At 67.6% G+C, this 18,160-nt stretch carries 16 protein-coding genes; 11 read left to right on the forward strand and 5 right to left on the reverse strand.

Annotated elements, in window-relative coordinates; genetic code table 11:
- Nucleotides 1–3 precede the first annotated feature (3 nt).
- The 6 genes from DQG15_RS05740 (at nucleotide 4) to DQG15_RS05765 (ending at nucleotide 7,092) form a co-directional block, all read left to right on the forward strand.
- Nucleotides 4–885: an ABC transporter permease gene (locus DQG15_RS05740; protein WP_116083446.1), complete on the forward strand. Its 882-nt coding sequence runs from the start codon at nucleotides 4–6 to the stop codon at nucleotides 883–885.
- A complete protein-coding gene (locus DQG15_RS05745; protein ID WP_116083447.1) occupies nucleotides 882–1,847 on the forward strand; it encodes an ABC transporter ATP-binding protein in 966 nt (321 codons plus the stop codon). Before DQG15_RS05740 ends, DQG15_RS05745 begins: the two co-directional genes overlap by 4 nt.
- Nucleotides 1,826–2,827, forward strand: coding sequence for an oligopeptide/dipeptide ABC transporter ATP-binding protein (locus tag DQG15_RS05750; protein ID WP_370454169.1), 1,002 nt, complete (start codon nucleotides 1,826–1,828; stop codon nucleotides 2,825–2,827). The genes DQG15_RS05745 and DQG15_RS05750 overlap by 22 nt, the downstream gene beginning before the upstream one ends.
- Nucleotides 2,828–2,850: 23 nt before the next feature.
- On the forward strand, nucleotides 2,851–4,407 hold the full coding sequence (locus DQG15_RS05755) for an ABC transporter substrate-binding protein (RefSeq protein ID WP_116083450.1): 1,557 nt from the start codon (nucleotides 2,851–2,853) through the stop codon (nucleotides 4,405–4,407).
- Between the two features lie 61 nt (nucleotides 4,408–4,468).
- Nucleotides 4,469–6,463, forward strand: coding sequence for a CocE/NonD family hydrolase (locus tag DQG15_RS05760; RefSeq protein WP_116083452.1), 1,995 nt, complete (start codon nucleotides 4,469–4,471; stop codon nucleotides 6,461–6,463).
- Between the two features lie 11 nt (nucleotides 6,464–6,474).
- The gene (locus tag DQG15_RS05765; protein WP_116083453.1) at nucleotides 6,475–7,092 is read left to right on the forward strand and encodes a DUF1989 domain-containing protein; all 618 of its coding nucleotides are present in this window, start codon (nucleotides 6,475–6,477) and stop codon (nucleotides 7,090–7,092) included.
- A 139-nt stretch (nucleotides 7,093–7,231) separates the two neighbouring features.
- Here the strand turns inward: DQG15_RS05765 and DQG15_RS05770 are convergent, their stop codons facing one another.
- From DQG15_RS05770 to DQG15_RS05785, 4 genes are all read right to left on the reverse strand, one after another.
- Nucleotides 7,232–7,786, reverse strand: coding sequence for a TetR/AcrR family transcriptional regulator (locus tag DQG15_RS05770; RefSeq protein WP_232830712.1), 555 nt, complete (start codon nucleotides 7,784–7,786; stop codon nucleotides 7,232–7,234).
- 240 nt (nucleotides 7,787–8,026) lie between these two features.
- A complete protein-coding gene (locus DQG15_RS05775; protein ID WP_116083456.1) occupies nucleotides 8,027–9,919 on the reverse strand; it encodes an ABC transporter ATP-binding protein in 1,893 nt (630 codons plus the stop codon).
- Nucleotides 9,916–11,766 carry an ABC transporter ATP-binding protein gene (locus DQG15_RS05780; protein WP_116083457.1) on the reverse strand — a complete coding sequence of 617 codons (1,851 nt, stop codon included), beginning with the start codon at nucleotides 11,764–11,766 and terminating at the stop codon, nucleotides 9,916–9,918. Before DQG15_RS05780 ends, DQG15_RS05775 begins: the two co-directional genes overlap by 4 nt.
- Nucleotides 11,767–12,026: 260 nt before the next feature.
- Nucleotides 12,027–12,416, reverse strand: coding sequence for a RidA family protein (locus DQG15_RS05785; RefSeq protein ID WP_116083459.1), 390 nt, complete (start codon nucleotides 12,414–12,416; stop codon nucleotides 12,027–12,029).
- Nucleotides 12,417–12,497: 81 nt separating this feature from the next.
- Here DQG15_RS05785 and DQG15_RS05790 point away from each other — a divergent pair, with 81 nt between their 5' ends.
- The 5 genes from DQG15_RS05790 (at nucleotide 12,498) to DQG15_RS05810 (ending at nucleotide 17,234) form a co-directional block, all read left to right on the forward strand.
- Nucleotides 12,498–13,295, forward strand: a complete 798-nt coding sequence (locus DQG15_RS05790; RefSeq protein WP_232830713.1) for an ABC transporter ATP-binding protein — start codon at nucleotides 12,498–12,500, stop codon at nucleotides 13,293–13,295.
- Nucleotides 13,292–14,041 carry an ABC transporter ATP-binding protein gene (locus DQG15_RS05795; RefSeq protein ID WP_116083461.1) on the forward strand — a complete coding sequence of 250 codons (750 nt, stop codon included), beginning with the start codon at nucleotides 13,292–13,294 and terminating at the stop codon, nucleotides 14,039–14,041. The genes DQG15_RS05790 and DQG15_RS05795 overlap by 4 nt, the downstream gene beginning before the upstream one ends.
- Complete coding sequence (locus DQG15_RS05800) at nucleotides 14,022–14,927, forward strand: branched-chain amino acid ABC transporter permease (RefSeq protein ID WP_116083463.1); 906 nt, start codon at nucleotides 14,022–14,024, stop codon at nucleotides 14,925–14,927. The genes DQG15_RS05795 and DQG15_RS05800 overlap by 20 nt, the downstream gene beginning before the upstream one ends.
- Nucleotides 14,924–15,880: a branched-chain amino acid ABC transporter permease gene (locus tag DQG15_RS05805; protein WP_116083465.1), complete on the forward strand. Its 957-nt coding sequence runs from the start codon at nucleotides 14,924–14,926 to the stop codon at nucleotides 15,878–15,880. Before DQG15_RS05800 ends, DQG15_RS05805 begins: the two co-directional genes overlap by 4 nt.
- Before the next feature lie 85 nt (nucleotides 15,881–15,965).
- Entirely contained in the window at nucleotides 15,966–17,234 is a 1,269-nt protein-coding gene (locus tag DQG15_RS05810; protein ID WP_116083466.1) for an ABC transporter substrate-binding protein, read from the forward strand.
- 49 nt (nucleotides 17,235–17,283) lie between these two features.
- Here DQG15_RS05810 and DQG15_RS05815 read toward each other — a convergent pair whose 3' ends face one another.
- Nucleotides 17,284–18,099: an alpha/beta hydrolase gene (locus tag DQG15_RS05815; RefSeq protein ID WP_116083468.1), complete on the reverse strand. Its 816-nt coding sequence runs from the start codon at nucleotides 18,097–18,099 to the stop codon at nucleotides 17,284–17,286.
- Nucleotides 18,100–18,160: the final 61 nt, after the last annotated feature.

Consider the following 18,160-nt stretch of genomic DNA (forward strand, 5'->3'; position numbering starts at 1 on the left):
CCCATGACCGACCAGACAGCAGCCGCGCCGAGGGCCGTCAAGGCCGAGCGCCACGCCACGCTCCGCCGCCTGCTCGGCACGCCGACGGGCGCGGTCGCGTCCCTCGTCGTCGCCGCCTTCGTGATCGCCGCGCTGGCGGCGCCCTTGGTCGCGCCCTACGATCCGAACGCGATCGATCCGATCAACCGGATGCAGGGACCGAGCGCCGCGCACTGGCTGGGCACCGACCAGCTCGGACGGGACCTGCTCTCCCGCATCGTCTTCGGCACGCGCACCGCGCTCTACATCGCCCTGACCGGGACCGGCGCGGCGCTCGGGGTGGGCATGGCGATGGGAATGATCGCGGGTCTGGGCGGCAAGATCCTCGACAGCGCGCTCGTCCTGCTCAACGATTCCATCAAGTCCCTGCCGCTCGTCCTCTTCGCCCTCGCTCTGGTGACGATCTACGGCGCCTCGGTCCCCGCGCTCATCGTGATCATCGCGATCTCCATGGCGCCCGGCTACTTCCGCGTCGTGCGCAATCAGGTGCTGGTGCTGAACAACGCCGACTTCATCGTCGCGGCGCAATCGATGGGGGCCTCCCGCCTCCGCCTCGCAGCGACCCACATGCTGCCGAACCTGATCGGCCCGATCCTCGTCCTGATCGCGATGGATATCCCCGCCGTCATCGGCATCGAATCCGGTCTGAGCTTTCTCGGCCAGGGCATCCAGCCACCGCAATCAAGCTGGGGGAACATGCTGTCCGAAGGGTACACCTATGTCCGGCAGGCGCCGCATATCGCGATCGCCGCCGGCCTGCCGATCGTTCTGTCTACAATCGCCTTCACCTTTCTCGGCGAGACCCTGAGGGACGCGCTCGATCCGCGCCGGGCGGTGCGGACATGAGCGCCCCCGTCCTTGCCCTCGATAACGTTTCCATCCGCTATCCCAGCGCTCCGGCGGCCGCGGTGCGCAATGTCAGCTTCGAGGTCGGCACCGGCGAGACCCTCGGGATCGTCGGAGAAAGCGGCTCCGGCAAATCGACCCTCGCCGCCGCGATGATGGGCCTCCTGCCGCGCGGATCGTGCGTGACGGGCAGCCTGCGTTTCGAGGGGCGCGACCTCTTCGGGCAGATGACCGAGCGGGACTTGCGCCAGCTCCGCGGCCGGGACATCGCCACCATCGCGCAGGATCCCTTCACCGCGCTCAACCCGGTGATGAAGATCGGGCGGCAGCTCGATATCTTCCAGCACTGGTATCACGACCGCCCGCGCGCTGAGCGCAAGGCCCGCATCCTGGAGATGCTGGAGCAGGTCCGCCTCTCGGATCCCGACGTGCGGATGCAGCAATATCCGCATCAGCTTTCGGGCGGCATCCTGCAGCGTGTCTCCATCGCCGCGGCGCTTCTGGCCGAACCCAAGCTGCTGATCGCGGACGAGCCGACGACGGCGCTCGATGCGACGACCGAGGCGCAGATCCTCGGGATCATGGCGGAGGCGAAGGAAACGCTGCGCGGGGCGACGGTCTTCATCACTCACGACATGAGCGTGGTGGAGCGGCTCTGTGACCGGATCGCCGTTCTCTATGCGGGTGAGCTGGTCGAGACCGGGACCGTGGCCGAGGTGCTGGGGAATCCGCAGCATCCTTACACGAAAGCGCTTCTGGAATGCGATCCGGCCCGGATCGAGGAGCCCACCTCCGAACTGCCGACCATCGGCGGCACCGTGCCCGCCCTCGATGACAGGCCGGCGGGCTGCATCTTCGAGCCGCGCTGCCCGTCCGCCGTCGCGCGCTGCCGCGCCGAAGCGCCGCTGCGCCACGACCTCGGCCCCCGGCGCAGCGCCGCCTGCCATCTGGTGACCCCATGACCCAACCCATCCTCGAGGCGCGGAACCTGCGCGTCCGCTACCCCTCCGGCACCCTGACCGACCGGCTTCTCGGCCGCGGCCCCCGCCATGTCACCGTTCTGCCGGACGTTTCGCTGTCGGTGGAGGCCGGCCAGACGCTCGGCCTGATCGGCGAAAGCGGCAGCGGCAAGACCACGCTTGGCCGCGCGGCCATCGGGCTCGCTCCGATCTCGGGTGGGTCCATCCGCGTGGGCGATGCGACGGCGACATCCGAAGATGCGCCCGAATGGGCCGGGATCCGGCGGCGCACCTCGATGATGTTCCAGGACGCGGTCGCCTCCCTCGATCCGCGGATGACCCTCGGCACGTCCGTCACGGAGCCCCTGGCAATCGCCGGCGGGTTCGACGGGAACCGCAGGGACAAGGCCGCCGAACTTCTCGGCCTCGTCGGTCTCTCGCCCGACTTCGCCGACCGCTACCCGCACCAGATCTCCGGCGGGCAGGCCAGGCGCGTGACCGTGGCCCGCGCCCTCGCGCTGGAGCCTGACCTCGTGATCGCTGACGAGCCGACCGCGGGGCTCGATTTATCCGTGCAGGGGGAACTCCTGAACCTCCTCGGCGAGCTCCAGAACCGCCTCGGGGTCAGCTTCCTCTTCATCACCCACAACCTGTCCGTGGCGCGGCATGTCACGAACCGGATCGCGATCATGTATCTCGGCCGGATCGTGGAGGAGGCTCCGACCCGGACCATCTTCAGCGCGCCGGAGCACCCCTATACCCGCGCCCTGATCGGCGCCCGCGAGGCGACCGGCGGTGGCGGTCTCATCGAGGGGGACGTGCCCAGCCTGACACGGCGGCCCGAGGGGTGCGAGTTCCGAACCCGCTGCCCGCTTGCCACCGACCTCTGCGCCGCGAAAGCGCCGGCGCTGCGCGAAATCGCCCCCGGACACACCGCCAGTTGCCACTATGCCGGGCAGCCGGCGGGCGTGTCCCACTCATAATCAACAGCCAACAGGATATCCCCATGACCGAGTTCAGATTGACCCGCAGACAGGCCCTGCAACGTGCCGGCGGCGGCGGCGTTGCCCTCGCCCTCGGCTCCCTCGCCGGCACCGGCGCCGTCTTCGCGCAGGAGAACACGACCCTGCGCATCCGCAACGACCGCGACATCGAGCGGCTCGACCCCGCCACCCGCGGCGGCTGGTATGACGAGACGGTAATGTTCGCGATCTTCTCCGGCCTCGTGCGCTACGCGCCGGGCGACGACTGGACCTGGGAGCTGGACGCGGCGTCCTCCATCGACGACAGCGACCCGCTGCATATTGGCTTCGAGCTGCGCCCCGGCCTCCTCTTCTCCGACGATCACGGCGAGATGACCGCCGAGGATGTGAAGTTTTCCTACGAGCGCTTCGCCGATCCCGAGGTCAACGCCGTCTATGCCTCCGACTGGGCCGCGCTTGACCATGTCGAGGTGACCGGCACCTATACCGGGATCATCCACCTGAAGGAGGCGTTCGCCCCGCTCTTCACCTCCACCCTACCCCACGCCTCCGGCCTGATCCTGAGCAAGGCCGCGATGGAGGCGTCCGGGACCAAGAGTTTCGCGACCGAGGTTCCCGCCTGTTCCGGCCCCTACATGCTGGACGAATGGCGGCCGCGCGAGGTCATCCGGCTTGTCCGCAACCCCGGCTGGACCGGTCCCGAGCCGTATTACGACCGGATCGAGATCCTCCCCATCGGCGACGTGACCTCGGCCGAAACGGCCTTCGCCGCGGGCGACATCGACTGCACGCAGATCGCCGTGAACTCGATCCCCTCCTATGAGGGCGGCCGCTCCGATCTCGTCGTCAAGCCGGCGCTCGGCTATGCGTGGCTCGGGATGAACGTGGAGAACCCGAAGCTCTCCGATCTGACCGTGCGACGCGCCATCCAGCACGCGGTGAACGTGAAGCAGATCGTCGATGCGACCTTCGGCGGTGCGGTGGATCAGGCCCACGGGCTCGTGCCGCCGCCGCTTCCGGGCGCGCGGGATGAGGTGCTCTACGGCTACGATCCCGAGCGCGCGCGGGAGCTTCTGGCGGAAGCGGGCGTCCAGGGCCTCTCGCTCTCGCTGACATTCGGCACCAGCCCGGACCTTCTGATCGTGGCGCAGGTGCTCCAGGTCCAGCTGGCCGCCGTCGGGATCGACCTGACGATCCGCCAGATGGACAGCAACACCATGGTCGCCGAGGCGCAGCATCCGACGGACCACCAGAACATCGAGCTGATCATCGAGCCGTTCACCACGGCGCCGGATCCCTCCTGGGTCACCGAGTGGTTCACCTGCGATCAGATCGGCGACTGGAATTTCCAGCGCACCTGCTCCGAGGAGTGGGACGCACGGAACGACGAAGCGCTGACCATTTCCGATCCGGAGGCGCGGGCGGCGCGCTATGTCGCGCTCCAGGACGAGCTCGAGGAGACCGGCGCCTATGTCTTCCTCTATCACGGGGTGAACGCCTGGGTTTCCAAGCCGTCTGTGAACGCGGCCTACAGCGCCGATGCGCAATGGGCGCTCCTGCGCGACTTCACCGCCGGTTGAGGCACTTCCGCCGCGCCCGGGACGGCTCCGGGCGCGGCACCAGACTATCGGGACGCCATCCATGCAGAATTTCTCCGTCGCCACGACCAGCGATCGGCCCGCCCCCTATCGCCAGATCGTCATTACCCTGTCCGACGGCACGAAGCTGACAGCGCGCCTGTGGCTGCCGGAGGCGCCCGCTGCCGACCGGGTGCCGGTCGTTCTGGAATGGATCCCCTACCGCCAGTCCGACGGCACGGCGCTCGCTGACAGCATGATGCACGGCTACTTCGCCGAAAGCGGCATCGCGGCCTGCCGGGTGGACATCCGCGGCTCGGGCAACTCCGAGGGCCTGCTGCACGACGAGTACCTGAAGCAGGAACAGGACGACGCGCTGGAGGTCATCGACTGGCTGTCGCGGCAGGACTGGTGCAACGGCAATGTCGGCATGATCGGAATATCCTGGGGAGGGTTTGCCGGGCTTCAGATCGCTGCGCGGCGGCCCCCTGCGCTCAAGGCCATCGTCACCGCCTGCTCGACCGATGACCGGTACCGCGACGACGTCCATTTCATGGGCGGCGGGCTCCTCATCGACGGCATGCAATGGGGCGCGGGCCTCTTCACCCAGCTGTGCCGCCCGCCCGATCCGGCCCATGCCGGGGAAAGCTGGCGCGATCTCTGGATGTCCCGGCTGGACGCGGTCGAGCCGCCGCTGTCGCGCTGGATGGCGCATATGGAGCGGGACGCGTTCTGGCGCCACGGCTCCGTGTGCGAGAACTACGGCGACATCGACTGCGCCGTTTATGCCGTCGGCGGCTGGGTGGACGGATATACCGATCCGATCCTGCGCCTGATGGAGAACCTCTCCGGCCCGCGTAAGGCTCTCATCGGCCCCTGGACGCACATGTACCCCACTTGGGGCCAGCCGGGCCCGCAGATCGGCTTCCTGCAGGAGTGCATGCGCTGGTGGCGTCACTGGCTCCTGGGCGAGGAAACCGGCATCATGGACGAGCCGATGCTCCGGCTCTGGGTCGGCCGGGACCCCGTTCCCGATGCAAACGATCCGAAGATCGACGGAGACTGGATCGGGGTGGATAGCTGGCCCGCCGACGCGCCGGTGACGACGCTCCATGCGGACGATCTGCGGCTGAGCGGGACGCCCGTGCCGGATCAGGCCGAGATGCTCTTGGACACTCCGCTCACCGTCGGGTCCGCCGGCGGCGAATGGTGCCCGCTCGACGGTGGCGGCAACGGCCCCGAGTTCGCCGGCGACGCGGCCATCGACGACGGGCTGTCGCTTTGCTTCGACACGCCCCGCCTCGCGGATCCCCTGCATCTCGTCGGCAATGCGACGCTCCGCCTCCGCCTCGCCTTCGACGGCCCCCGCGCCCTTCTCGCAATCCGGCTGAACGAGGTTCGCCCGGACGGCACCGTGGCCCGCATCACCTTCGCGCTGCACCGCCTCGAGCGTCCCGAAGGCATCGCGCCGGGCGAGATGTGCGAGGTCGCCCTGCCGATAAAGAGCGTGGCCCATGCCTTCGCTCCCGGCAGCCGCCTCCGGCTGTCCCTCTCCACGAGCTACTGGCCGATGGTCTGGCCGGAGGCCGGGGACAACGCGATCCGCATCGCGCCGGGCGCCCTCAGGCTCGACCTGCCGGGGATGCCGCGGGATGCGAGGCACGATCTGTCCCCCTTCGAAGAGGCGATCCACGCCATGCCCGTCCCCTCCGCCGATCTCGCCACCGGCGAGGAGACCCGCGACGTGACGTGGAACCTCGTCACGGGCGAGCAGACGATCGTGTCCGCAAGGTCTCCCTCCACGCGACAGATCGACGGGCTAAACATAACCACCGAAGGCGGCCACGATTATGCGATCATGCCCGGTGACGGCACCTCGGCCCGCGCCGGTTTCCAGTTCGCCGAGACCTACGAGCGGGAGGGATGGCGCGTCCGCATCGAGACGGACACGCAGGTCTTCTGGCAGGGCGGCAAGCTCACCCTCGCCTCCCGCGCCTCCGCCATGGAGGGGGACCGGGAGGTCTATGCCCGCCACTGGACCCACGCATTCGACTACTGAGGGCACAGGAAATGACCGACTTGACCGAGACGCATCACGTCCCCGCCCGCGAAGCCCGCATGGTCGCACTGGCCGCCGGGGACATCGTGGACGTCGTGAACACCCATGGCGGACAGGTGGTGGACACTTGGGCCTTCCCGCAGGACGCGCCGGACGAATACATGTCCATGGAGCACAGCCGCATCCTGCATTACCGGATGACCTTCCGCCCCGGCGATGTCCTCTGCACCGACACGTGGCGTACCATCCTGACCTTCATGGAGGACACCTCGCCCGGCGTTCACGACACGCTCTGCCCCGCCTGCTGCGCGCCCAGCTACGAGATTTTCTACGGGCACAAGGGCTATCACGACAACTGCGCCGACAACCTCCGCGCCGCCTTCGACCGGATGGGCCGCAGGCCTCCGCGTATCCCCACCCCGTGGAACCTCTTCATGGAGACGGTGATCCGGGACAACGACAAGCTGGAGGACAATCCCAGCCGCACCGAGCCCGGCCAGTACGTCCGCCTGCGCGCGGAAATGGACTGCCTCTTCGCCGTATCCGCCTGCCCCCAGGACCTCATCGTCATCAATGGCACGGACGGCGTTCCGCGGGACGTGCAGCTCAGGATCACGCGGGCTGCGTGACGGCTCTGCGCGTCGCGTCGAGGATGCGCCGTGCAGGATGACCGGCCGTCACGCGTTGACTGGACCCGCTCCACCGGGGACGCGTCGGACCGACGGTCCCTGCCCGGAAAGCGGACGGCGCGGCGAGCGCACCGGCGTTTCAGCCCCCTAACGCGGCCGCGACCGCCGACAACTTCTCGCAGGCCATGTCCGCAACCGCGTCCAGTGTGCCGTCCGACCCTTGGGCCCATTCCCGGAACGACAGCGCGATGGAATGCGCGACGAGGCGCGCCACAAGCTGGCACATCGCGCCCTGCTCCTCCCCGAGGCGGCGAACCAGAAGGCTCTCGTATTGGCATGCGACGTTGTCCATCAGCGCGCTGAACACCGGCTGCAGCTCGGGCGTATCCTGCAGCACCAGACCGATCGTGTGGACCGTCGAACGCTCGGGCGAGGCAACGATCAGGGTCTCCCGTATCAGCCGCTTCAGGTCCGGCAGAAGCGGTGCGACAGAGGTCGCGAACCAGTTGTGATGCTGGCTGAAATCGTGGATCTGAGGCCCCGCCAGCGCCTCCTGCTTGTTACGGTAATGATTGAAGAAGGTCCGCCGGCTGATCCCGGCTTCCTCGGCGATCATGTCGACCGTGAGGCCGGCATAGCCTGACGCGGCCGCAAGATGCAGCGTGGCCTGCTGGATGCGGCGCGCCGTCTTCATGCGTTTGAGATGCGCAACTGGCGCTTTCAACTCGGACATACTAACCCTTACTCTACGTAATCGCACCGTACTACACACCGTGCGAAATGTGCGAAGCCCCTCGTGGGGATCGGCCTCGCCCATGACTGCTGACCGGAATACTACGTTTTCCCGACCGAGCCACGCTCCTGGCATTCTTCTTTTGCGTGGCGGGGGCCGCGGCGCATCTGCCCGGCATGTCCGGAGATGACGCGCGACACCTCAGGTCGCGACCTTGCGCTCCTCGTCGTCGAGGTCCTCCGCGATGTCGTCGAAGCTGGCATAGTTCAGGGTGAAGAGCTTTGAGTAGAGCCCCTGCCGCGCCATCAGCGCGTCATGATTGCCCTCCTCGATCTTCACTCCCTGCTGCAGCACGACGATGCGGTCCGCGTTGCGGATCGTGGCGAGCCTGTGCGCGATGACGAGGCCGGTCCGCCCCTCCAGCAACTTCTGCAACGCCTTCTGGATCTGCAGCTCGGTATAGCTGTCGATATTCGCCGTCGCCTCGTCCAGCACCAGGATCCTGGCATCGGCGGCCAGGGCGCGGGCGAAACTGAGAAGTTGCCGCTGTCCGAGGCTGAGGTTGGAGCCGCGCTCGTCGAGCAGGGTGTCGTAGCCGCGCGGCATCGACTCGATGAAGTCGTGCGCGCCGACAGCCTTCGCGGCTTCGATCACGTCCGCATCGCTGGCCCAATGGGAGGAATAGCGGATGTTCTCCATGACCGTGCCGGTGAAGAGGTACGGCTCCTGCAGGACCATGGCGATATGCCGCCCGAGGCTTTCCTGTGTGACGTCCCTCACGTCGTGCCCGCCCACACGGACGGACCCGTCCTGCACGTCGTAGAAACGGTGGATCAGGGAGATCGAGCTGGATTTCCCGGACCCCGTCGGCCCGACCAGCGCGACCCTCTCGCCGCTTGCCACGGAGAAGCTGACATCCTTGAGGACAGCGTGCGCGGGATCGTAGCCAAACGTGACGTTCCTGAACTCGACCGAGGCGTCATCGTGGGGCCCGAGCGCAACGGCATCCGGCGCGTCCTCCACGTCGACCTCGACGTCGAGGACCTCCGTCAGGCGGTGCCCGGACGCCATCGCGCGCTGCATGACCGAGTATTGCATGGTCAGCGAGCGGATCGGGTCGAAGAACCGCTGGATGTAGAACAGGAACGCCACCATCGCGCCGACCTCGATCCGCCCCGAGACGACCATCAGCCCCCCGGCCACCACGACCACCGCCATCGCGATGCCGGTCAGCGTATCGACGATGGGGATCATGATCTGCGCAAGGCGCGAGGCCCGCAGTTGCGAGCGGTAGGTGCGCTCGGTCAGCTCAGCGTAGAGCTCCGCGTTCAACCCTTCGCGGCGCGTGGCCTGAATCGCGCGAACGCCGTGGATCGCCTCCGAGAGCGCCCCGTTCGTGACCGAATTGGCCTCGTGCGCCGCCATGAAGGCGGACCGCGCCCGCGCCAGCCACAGCACCCGCACCACCAGCAGGATCGGCAGGACCATCAGCACCAGAAGCGCGAGCTGCCAGTCGAGCCAGAGCATGACGGCGACGATCCCGATCAGCAGGGCGATATCGCCGACGGACTGGACCGACGTTTCGAGAAACTCCTGCATCGAGTTTACGTCGCCCTGCAGGCGGGACATCAGCCGTCCGACCTCGGTCTTGTCCATGAAGGTCAGCGACACGTGCTGCAGGTGGCCGAACATCTTGCGGCGGATATCGAAGAGGACGTTCTCGGCCACTTGCCCGGTGATGCGTTCCTGCAGGAGCGAGGCGCCGTAATTGACGGCGATCACCAGCGCGAAGATGGCGACGATGCCGGCCAGAAGCCCCCCCGGCGCATCGGGCGCCATGCCGTAATCGATGGCGTAGCGGATCAGGAGGGGGATCAGGAGCTGCGAGAGGGTGAAGACGAGAACGGCGCCGACGGCGATCCGGACGCGCCCTTTGTACGGGGCGACGAACGTCCAGAGGCGGCGGACGACCTTGCCATCGAACACCCGGCCGAAGATCTCTTCCTCGACGCGGGTCGAGCCCACCACGGCGCGCATCCTCGAGCGGCCGTCGGCATGGGGATCGCGCGGCTCGGCCTGACCATGCGGGCTCATCGGCTCGCCTCCTGTTCCAGAACGTCCGGCTCGGGGTTCATCTGCAGATCGTGGAGCGCCTTGTAGCGTCCTCCGAGGGCGAGGAGCTCGGCATGCGTTCCGCGCTCGACGATCCGTCCGTCCTGCATGAAGAGGATCCGGTCGGCATGTTTGAGGCTCGCGAGGCGATGCGCGACGATGAGGGTGACGCACCCCTTGCCATGATCGCGCAGGGCCGCGCGGATGCGGCTCTCGGTGCCGGCATCGATGGCCGCGGTACTGTCGTCGAAGATCAGGACGGCAGGCTCGGCCATCAGCGTGCGCGCGATGGAGAGGCGCTGGCGCTGCCCCCCCGACAGCGACACGCCCCGCTCCCCCACCACGGTGGAATATTGCTGCGGCAGGCCGAGGACATAATCGTGAAGCTGCGCGCTGTCCGCCACGCCGCGGATACGGCGGTCGTCGGCGAAGGGCGAGGCATAGGCGATGTTGTTCTCGATCGACGTCGTGAAGAGGAAGCTGTCCTGCTGGACGATGGCCACCGCCTGCCGGACCGAGGAGAGGGTCACGTCGCGGATGTCCTGACCGTCGATGGTGATGGCCCCTTCGGTCACGTCGTAGAAGCGCGGCAGGAGCTGCATCAGGGAGGTCTTGCCCGCTCCGGGCGCGCCGAGGATCCCGATGGTCTCCCCGCGCCGTGCCTCGAACGAGATGCCGGAGACGACCGGACGCGCGCCCTGCCCCGGGTAGGCGAAGCCCACGTTGTCGAGCCGAAGGGTGCCCTCAATGATCTCCAGGTCCCGCGCGCCGTCGGCATCGGCGATCTCGACCGGCGCATCCATCAGCTGGAAGAGGCGGCTGCCACAGGTCGAGGCGCGGGCATAGCCGTTCACCATCAATCCCAGTTGGCGGACGGGCATCTGCAGGATGGTCATGAAGGTCAGGAACGTCGCCAGCGTGCCGACGGTGATCTCCCCAGCCGCGACCTGCCGTCCGCCGTAGAGCAGGACCAGCCCCATCGCCGCGAAGAAGGCCAGCGTCATGGCCGAGGTGCTGCGCACCCGCACGTCGATCCGGCGGTGGCTGTACTCCAGCGCCTCGCGGGAGGAGGCGTCGAACCGGGCCATCTCGTGATCCTGGGCGGCGAAGGCCCGGACGACGCGGATGCCGGCGAGGTTCTCCTCCATCTTCTGGCTGAGGACGCCGAGCTTCTCCTGCAGGATCAGCCAGGTGCGCCTCAGCGTCAGCTGCATGACCGAGCTGCGCCACGCGGCGAAGGGCACGAAGGACAGCGCCAGAAGGCCGAGGACCACGTCGGTGCGCAGGAGCATCACGGCGCCGATGCCGATCAGCAGCGTCAGCAGCAGCGTCCGTACGAGAGCGGTCGAGAAGTACATCCGCACCCCTTCGAGATCGAGCATCCCGACGGTGATCAGATCGCCCGAATGGGTGCGGTCGTGGAAGGAGAAGGGCAGCCGCTGGACCTTGTCGTAGATCGCCTCGCGGAGATCCTTCGCCAGCGCATGTCCGACCGATTCCGCGGCGTAGTTCTGCACCAGCGTGAAGACCCCGCGCAGGATGCTGACGACGAGGAGCGTGAGCGCGATAAGGGTCAGCGCGTGCAGATCGGGGGTATCGCGGTCCATCGCGAGCGTCTGGTCCACCGCCCGCCCCAGGATGACCGGGATCGCGAGCTGCATGCACACCGCGGGTACCGTCGCGGCCATGGCGAGCCCGGCACGCCACGGGTAGCGGAAGCACATCCGCGTAATGCGGGCGATGGCGCCGATGCCGGCCTGCCGGTCGACGGCGGCCGTTCTGCGGAACTCCATCCGGGTGTCCGCCGCGGCCTCTTGGTGCCGGGTCATGCTGGTCTGTCCTCGCTGCAGGCGATCCTGTCGGCCCGGATGCCGGGGCGCGCTGGCGCGGCCGGGGCGCGTTCGGGGAAGCCGGGATCGCCGGGATCCCCGTCCGGGCACTCCGGGCGTTACTGCCATCTGGCCCCGCCCGGCGCAATCACGCGCCGGGTCCAGGCAGCGGCCGCCCGCCCCGCCGGGCGCCGACGACGAGCGGACGTTCGCTTGGCGGCCAGTGGGCTTCGTCCGCCTCGCGAGAGGGTTGCGCTGCCTTACCGGCGGACGAGGGCCGTCATCTCGAGTTCGACCTTCATCTCCTCCATCGCGAAGCCGCAGACGATCGTCGTGTTGGTCGGCCTGGGATCGCCGAACGCCGCGCCGAGCACCTTCGAGACAGCCATGATATCCGACCGATCCTTGACGTACACGCGAACGCGGACGACGTCGGACAGAGAGGCATCGGCCTGCTCCAGAGTGCCCGCGATGGTGCGCAGGGACTGCCGGGTCTGCTCGGCCGCATCATCCGAAATCGTGTCATTCTCGAAGTCGTAGCCGGCGGTGCCGGACACGAAGATCCACTCGCCGTCGATGACCGCGCGCGAGTAACCGGCCATTTCCTCGAACTTCGACCCGGAGTTGATCGTCCAGCGTCCCCGATCCATGCGTCACCTTTGTGGTTGTTTGATCACGTGATCATGTATATCAGATCCGCTCAAGAGTGAACAGAACACCGGGAGGCGCACGTGCAAACCGCTCAGACGCCCGAGACAGGGAAGACAGGCCGGCTGGAGATCCGCGACGCCAGGAAGGCGTTCGGGTCCGTCCGTGCGGTGGACGGCGTATCCTTCACTGCGGAGGCCGGCCGGATCACCGGACTCGTGGGCCCGAACGGCGCCGGCAAGACGACGCTGTTCAATGCCATCGCCGGCGAAGCCTCGCTCGATTCAGGCACCGTCACGCTGGACGGAACGCAGATCGGCGGCCTGAGCCCGCACGAGGTCTTCTCCAGCGGCCTGACCCGGACCTTTCAGATCCCGCGCCCCTTCGCGCGGATGACCGTCCTCGAGAATCTCCTCGTCGTGCCGGAGCGGCAGGCGGGGGAGCGGTTCTGGAACAACTGGATCGGCCGCGGGCGGGTCTCGCGGCAGGAGGCGGAGCTGCGGGAAAAGGCGCATGACGTGATCGCGTTCTGCAACCTTTCCGCCGTCGCCATGCAGCCCGCCGGGTCCATCTCCGGCGGCCAGCAGAAGCTCGTGGAGCTTGCCCGCGCGCTGATGGCGGATCCGGCGATCGTTCTTCTCGACGAGCCCGGCGCCGGCGTGAACCCCGCCCTTCTCGACACGATCATCGAGCGCATCGTGGAGCTCAACCGCCGGGGCATGACGTTCCTCATCATCGAGCACAACATGGACCTGATCACCTCCCTCTGCGACTCCCTCGTGGTCATGGCGGCAGGCCGGAAGATCGCCGAGGGCAAGCCGCGCGAGGTCATCGCGCGGGACGACGTGGTCGAGGCCTATCTGGGGGGAGCGGCGGCATGAGCGATGCGCTACTGACCGTCAGCGGCGTCGTCGCGGGCTATCGCCGCGACCTGCCCATCCTTCACGGGATCTCGCTCGAGGTTCATCGCGGCGAACTCGTCACGATCGTCGGGCCGAACGGCGCCGGGAAGAGCACCCTCATCAAGGCGATCGCAGGCCTCGTCCCGATCAGCGAGGGTCGGGTCGAACTCGACGGCACCGACATCACCTCCCTTGCCACCCACAAGATGGGCTCCGCCTCCGTCGCCTACGTTCCCCAGACGGACAACGTCTTCACGACGCTGACCATCGACGAGAACCTGCGCCTCGGGGCCGCCGCCCTGCCCCGATCGCTCGCGAAGGACCGCATCGCGCAGGCCTACAAGCGCTTCCCTGCCCTGCGCGATCATCGCGACCGCAAGGCCCGCGTCCTCTCCGGCGGGCAGCGTCAGCTTCTCGCCTTCGCGCGATCCCTGCTGACCGAGCCCGCCCTGCTGATGCTGGACGAGCCGAGCGCGGGGCTGTCCCCGGCGGCGGTGAGCGAGGTCTTCGGACATCTCACCGACCTCAGCAAGGACGGCATCACGATCCTCATGGTCGAGCAGAACGTGAAGGCGGCCCTGGCGATCTCGGACCGGACCTACGTCTTCGCGGAGGGCGAGAACCGGATCGACGGCCCGTCCGGCGTCCTTGCCGACGATCCGGACATGAAAGCAATCTATTTCGGCGGAACGAAACGGAGCACCCATGCTGCAAGCGCTGGCTGACGGTATCTTAACCGGTGCGATCATCGCGCTCGGAGCAATCGGATTGACCCTGACGATGGGCATCCTGCGCTTCGCCAATTTCGCCCATGCCGAACTGATCACGTGGGGCGCCTACATGGCGCTGGCGGCGGTCTCGCTTCTCGGCCCCCTCGGCGGCCCCATCGGCCCCTTCTCCTTCGGGCTGCCGCTGATCCTCGGCACCATCGCCGCCATGGCGCTGACGTCCGTTCTCGCCCTCGCCATCGACGGACTCGTCTTCCGGCAGCTGCGGGGGACGAGCAATCACCTGACGCTCGTCTTCGCGTCCTTCGGCGTGTCGCTCCTTGTGCGGATGTTGATCCTGCTGATCTTCGGCGGCGCGGCGACCTACTATTCGAACACGCTGCAGATCGCGATTCCGGTTGCGCCCGGCCTGCGACTGATGCCGGACCAACTCTTTGCGCTGGGGCTCGCGGCCGTCCTCGTGGTCGCACTCTACCTCTTCCTGCAGCACACCCGCCTCGGGCTGTCGATGCGGGCGCTGGCGGAGAACCCGGACCTGACCCGCGTGAACGGTGTCTCGACCGCGCGGGTGATCCGCTGGACCTGGATCATCGGCGCGTCCCTCGCGGCAGTTGCTGGCGTTCTCTACGGGCTGACGGTGCAGCTTCGCCCCGAAGTCGGCTTCCACCTCATCCTGCCGCTCTTCGCCGCCGCGATCCTCGGCGGGGTCGGCAACATCCCCGGAGCCGTCATCGGCGGCATGATCGTCGGGCTGGCGGAATCCTTCGCGGTCTTCATCCTGCCGCCGGGCTACAAGATGGCGGTCCCTTTCCTGATCCTGCTGGCGGTGCTCTATGTCCGGCCGACGGGACTGTTTGCAGGCACTGCAGGAGCAGCGAAATGAGCGGATTCGGTATCTACCTCGTCTTTTTCCTTATCATCGCGCTGAACTACGGGATCATGGTCCTCGGCCTGAACCTGCAATGGGGCTATACCGGCCTCTTCAACGCGGGCGTCGTCGGCTTCTACGCCATCGGGGCCTACGGCACGGCAATCCTCGCGGGGCCGGACCGAGCGGCGCTGATCGGGGGCTTTGGGCTGCCGTTCCCGCTGGCCATTCTCGGCGGCATGATCCTCTGCGCCCTGGCGGCCATCGTCGTCGGGCTCGCGACGCTCAAACTGCGAGAAGAATATCTCGCCATCGCCACCTTCGGCATCGCCATCACGATCCAGCTCGTCGCCCTCAACTTCGAGAGCCTCACTGGCGGCGCGAACGGCCTTGTCGGCCTGCCGCGTCCCTTCATCGACGCCTTCGAGTCGACCACCAGCTACAACCTCTTCTTCCTCGCCGTGGTGGCCTGCGTCACGGGTCTCGTCTACGTCGCGCTGGAAGCCGCCGTCCGCTCCCCCTGGGGGCGCCTTCTGAACGCGGTCCGGGAGGACGAGGTCGCGGCGCGCTCGCTCGGCAAGAACATCGCGCTGATCCGGCTGCAGGCCTTCGTTCTGGGCTGCACCCTGATCGGGCTTTCGGGCGGAATTTACGTCGCCTTCATCGGCTTCGTGAGCCCGCTCGACTTCCTTCCGATCCTCACCTTCCAGATCTGGGCCATGCTCATCGTGGGCGGCAGCGGCAACAATGCCGGCGCGCTGCTCGGAGCGATCGTCGTCTGGGCGCTGTGGACCATGAGCGGCCTCGCGATCAGCCGCTTCAGCCCGGTCGGCTTCCAGAACCAGGCCGGCGCGATCCAGACCATGCTGATCGGCCTCCTGATCGTCTCCATGCTGATCTTCCGGCCGCGCGGATTGATCGGAGAACGTGCCACCGTCTCCAGCCATAAGGAGCGGGGCGCCCCGTGACCCTGCCCCCCTGCAGGATCGCTCGTCCAGGCCGACAGAGCGCAGCAAAAGCGCCGGCCTCCATCCAACAGAAGGAGAAGACCCCATGAGACGCTACCTATGCTCCACCGCCGCCGCCCTTGCGGCGACCACGTTCGCCGCCGGCTCCGCCAGCGCGCAATCCTGCGAGGTCAATGTGGGTGCGGTGCTGTCCGTCACCGGCTCGATGGCCGCCATCGGCTCGGCGATCGGAGATGCGGGCCAGCTCGCCGTCGATCACTTCAACGAGGCCGGCGGCGTGAACGGCTGTGATGTGAACTACATCCTGCGCGACGATCAGGGCTCTCCCAATGTCGGCGTCGACGCCGCGAAGACGCTCGTGGAGATCGAGAACGTGCCGGTGATCCTCGGCGCGATCCAGTCCGGCATCTCCCTGCCGATCCTGTCCTCCGTGACGGTGCCGGCCGGCGTGACGCAGATTTCCTGCTGCTCCTCCGCGCCGAGCTTCACGGAACTCGCCGAGGAAGGCGGAACGGACGGCTACTGGTTCCGTACGCTGCCGACGGACCGTCCGCAGGCCGTCGTGATGGCGACCATCGCCCGCGAGAAGGGCTACGAGCGGATCGCCGTCGTTCACGTGAACTCCGACTACGGCAACAGCCTCGCCGGCAACTTCGAGCAGGCCTTCGAGGCGCTCGGCGGCGAAGTGTCCAGCATCACGCCCTACAACCAGGAGCAGGCCTCCTACCGCGCCGAGATCAACAGGGCGCTTCAGGGCGATCCCGACTCGCTCTTCCTCATCGCCTTCCCGGCGGACGGCGCCACCGCCGCGCGCGAATGGATTTCCTTCGGGGGCAGCCAGAACATGCTCCTGTCGAACGCGCTCCGGGCGGAAGAATTCGTGAACGCGGTGGGCGCGCAGTACCTCACCGAGGCCGTCGGCATCGACAACGCGCAGGTCGAGGGCGAGTCCGTCGAGGCGTTCAACGCATCCTGGAAAGAGCAGTACGAGAGCGATCCGAGCGGTCCGGGCCTCCACACCATGTATGACGCCGCCGCCGTGGCGCTGCTCGCGATGGAGCAGGCCGGCGAGGCGGACGGCACCGCGATCCGCGACAGCGTGCGCGAGATCACCGGCGGCGAAGGCGAGGAGGTCTATCCCGGCCCCGAGGGCTTCGCGAAGGCCAAGGAGCTGATCGCCGCGGGGGAGCCGATCCGCTACGTCGGCGCCACCGGCCCGATCACCTTCGACGACAACGGCGACGTGACCGGTCCGTACCTGACCTGGGGCGTCGAGGACGGCGCTCTCGTCACCCTCGACACCTGGGACATCGAGCGGGTGAACGAGGCGATGGCCGGCGTCTCCGAAGAGTGACGTAATCCCGGTGCGGGCGGCCTCGGCGGCCCGCACCCTGCCCCCCTCGTCAGGCGGCGTCGATCATCTCGCACAGGAAGCCGTGGAGCGGATGCCCCTCCACCGCCAGCGCATCGAGAAGAACCGTGACGTGGTTCGTCCCCGGCACGACCATCGACGGCGCGCCCACCTTCTGCGCCATCTCGCTCGACTGCCGCAGGAACTCCCCCGTCTCGTCTCCGCCCACCGTCACGCGCAAGGGCGCATGCAGATCGAGCTCGCGCTGGAGCGGGCTGAACTGGGCGACCTCCTCCGCGGTCAGTTGCAGATCGTCGTTCTGGAACGAGCGCGTGACCGGCTCCAGATCGTAGATCCCGCTGATCGCCAGTCCGCCCGCGACCTTGCCCGCAAGCTCCGGCGCATCAAGCAGCTCGACCACGAGATGCCCGCCCGCCGAGTTGCCCGAAACGAAGATGCGCTCCGGATCTCCGCCAAGCCCTTCAGCGTTTGCGTGCAGCCACGCGACGCTACGGCGGCAGGACGCGACCACGTCGGCCATCCGGGCAGCCGGCATCAGCGGATAGTCGATGACGGCGACGAGAATGCCCCTGGCCGCGAAAGCCGGCGCGATGAAGCTGAAGAGATCGGCGTCGAGCGATTTCCAGAAACCGCCATGGATGAACACCAGCACCGGTGCTTTCGCGCCCGTGCCGGGCGCGGGTCTGAACAGGTTCAGCTGCTCGCCCGGCAATGAGCCGTAGGCGACGCCGCGCTCCGGTTGGCCCTCTTCAGTGGCCTTCGTCGCCGCGTTCTGACGCCTTGCAAAAAGGCCGTCCAGATCATCCACATCATCGAGCGAGAACGCCCGGTCCATTGGCTGTGCCATGTGTTGCCTCCTGGCATGTAGTCGCGCCGTACGAGACAACGCCGTTCCGCCGCACTCTAGA

It is taken from the genome of Tropicimonas sp. IMCC34011 (genome assembly GCF_003390865.1).
Lineage (GTDB): Bacteria > Pseudomonadota > Alphaproteobacteria > Rhodobacterales > Rhodobacteraceae > Tropicimonas_B.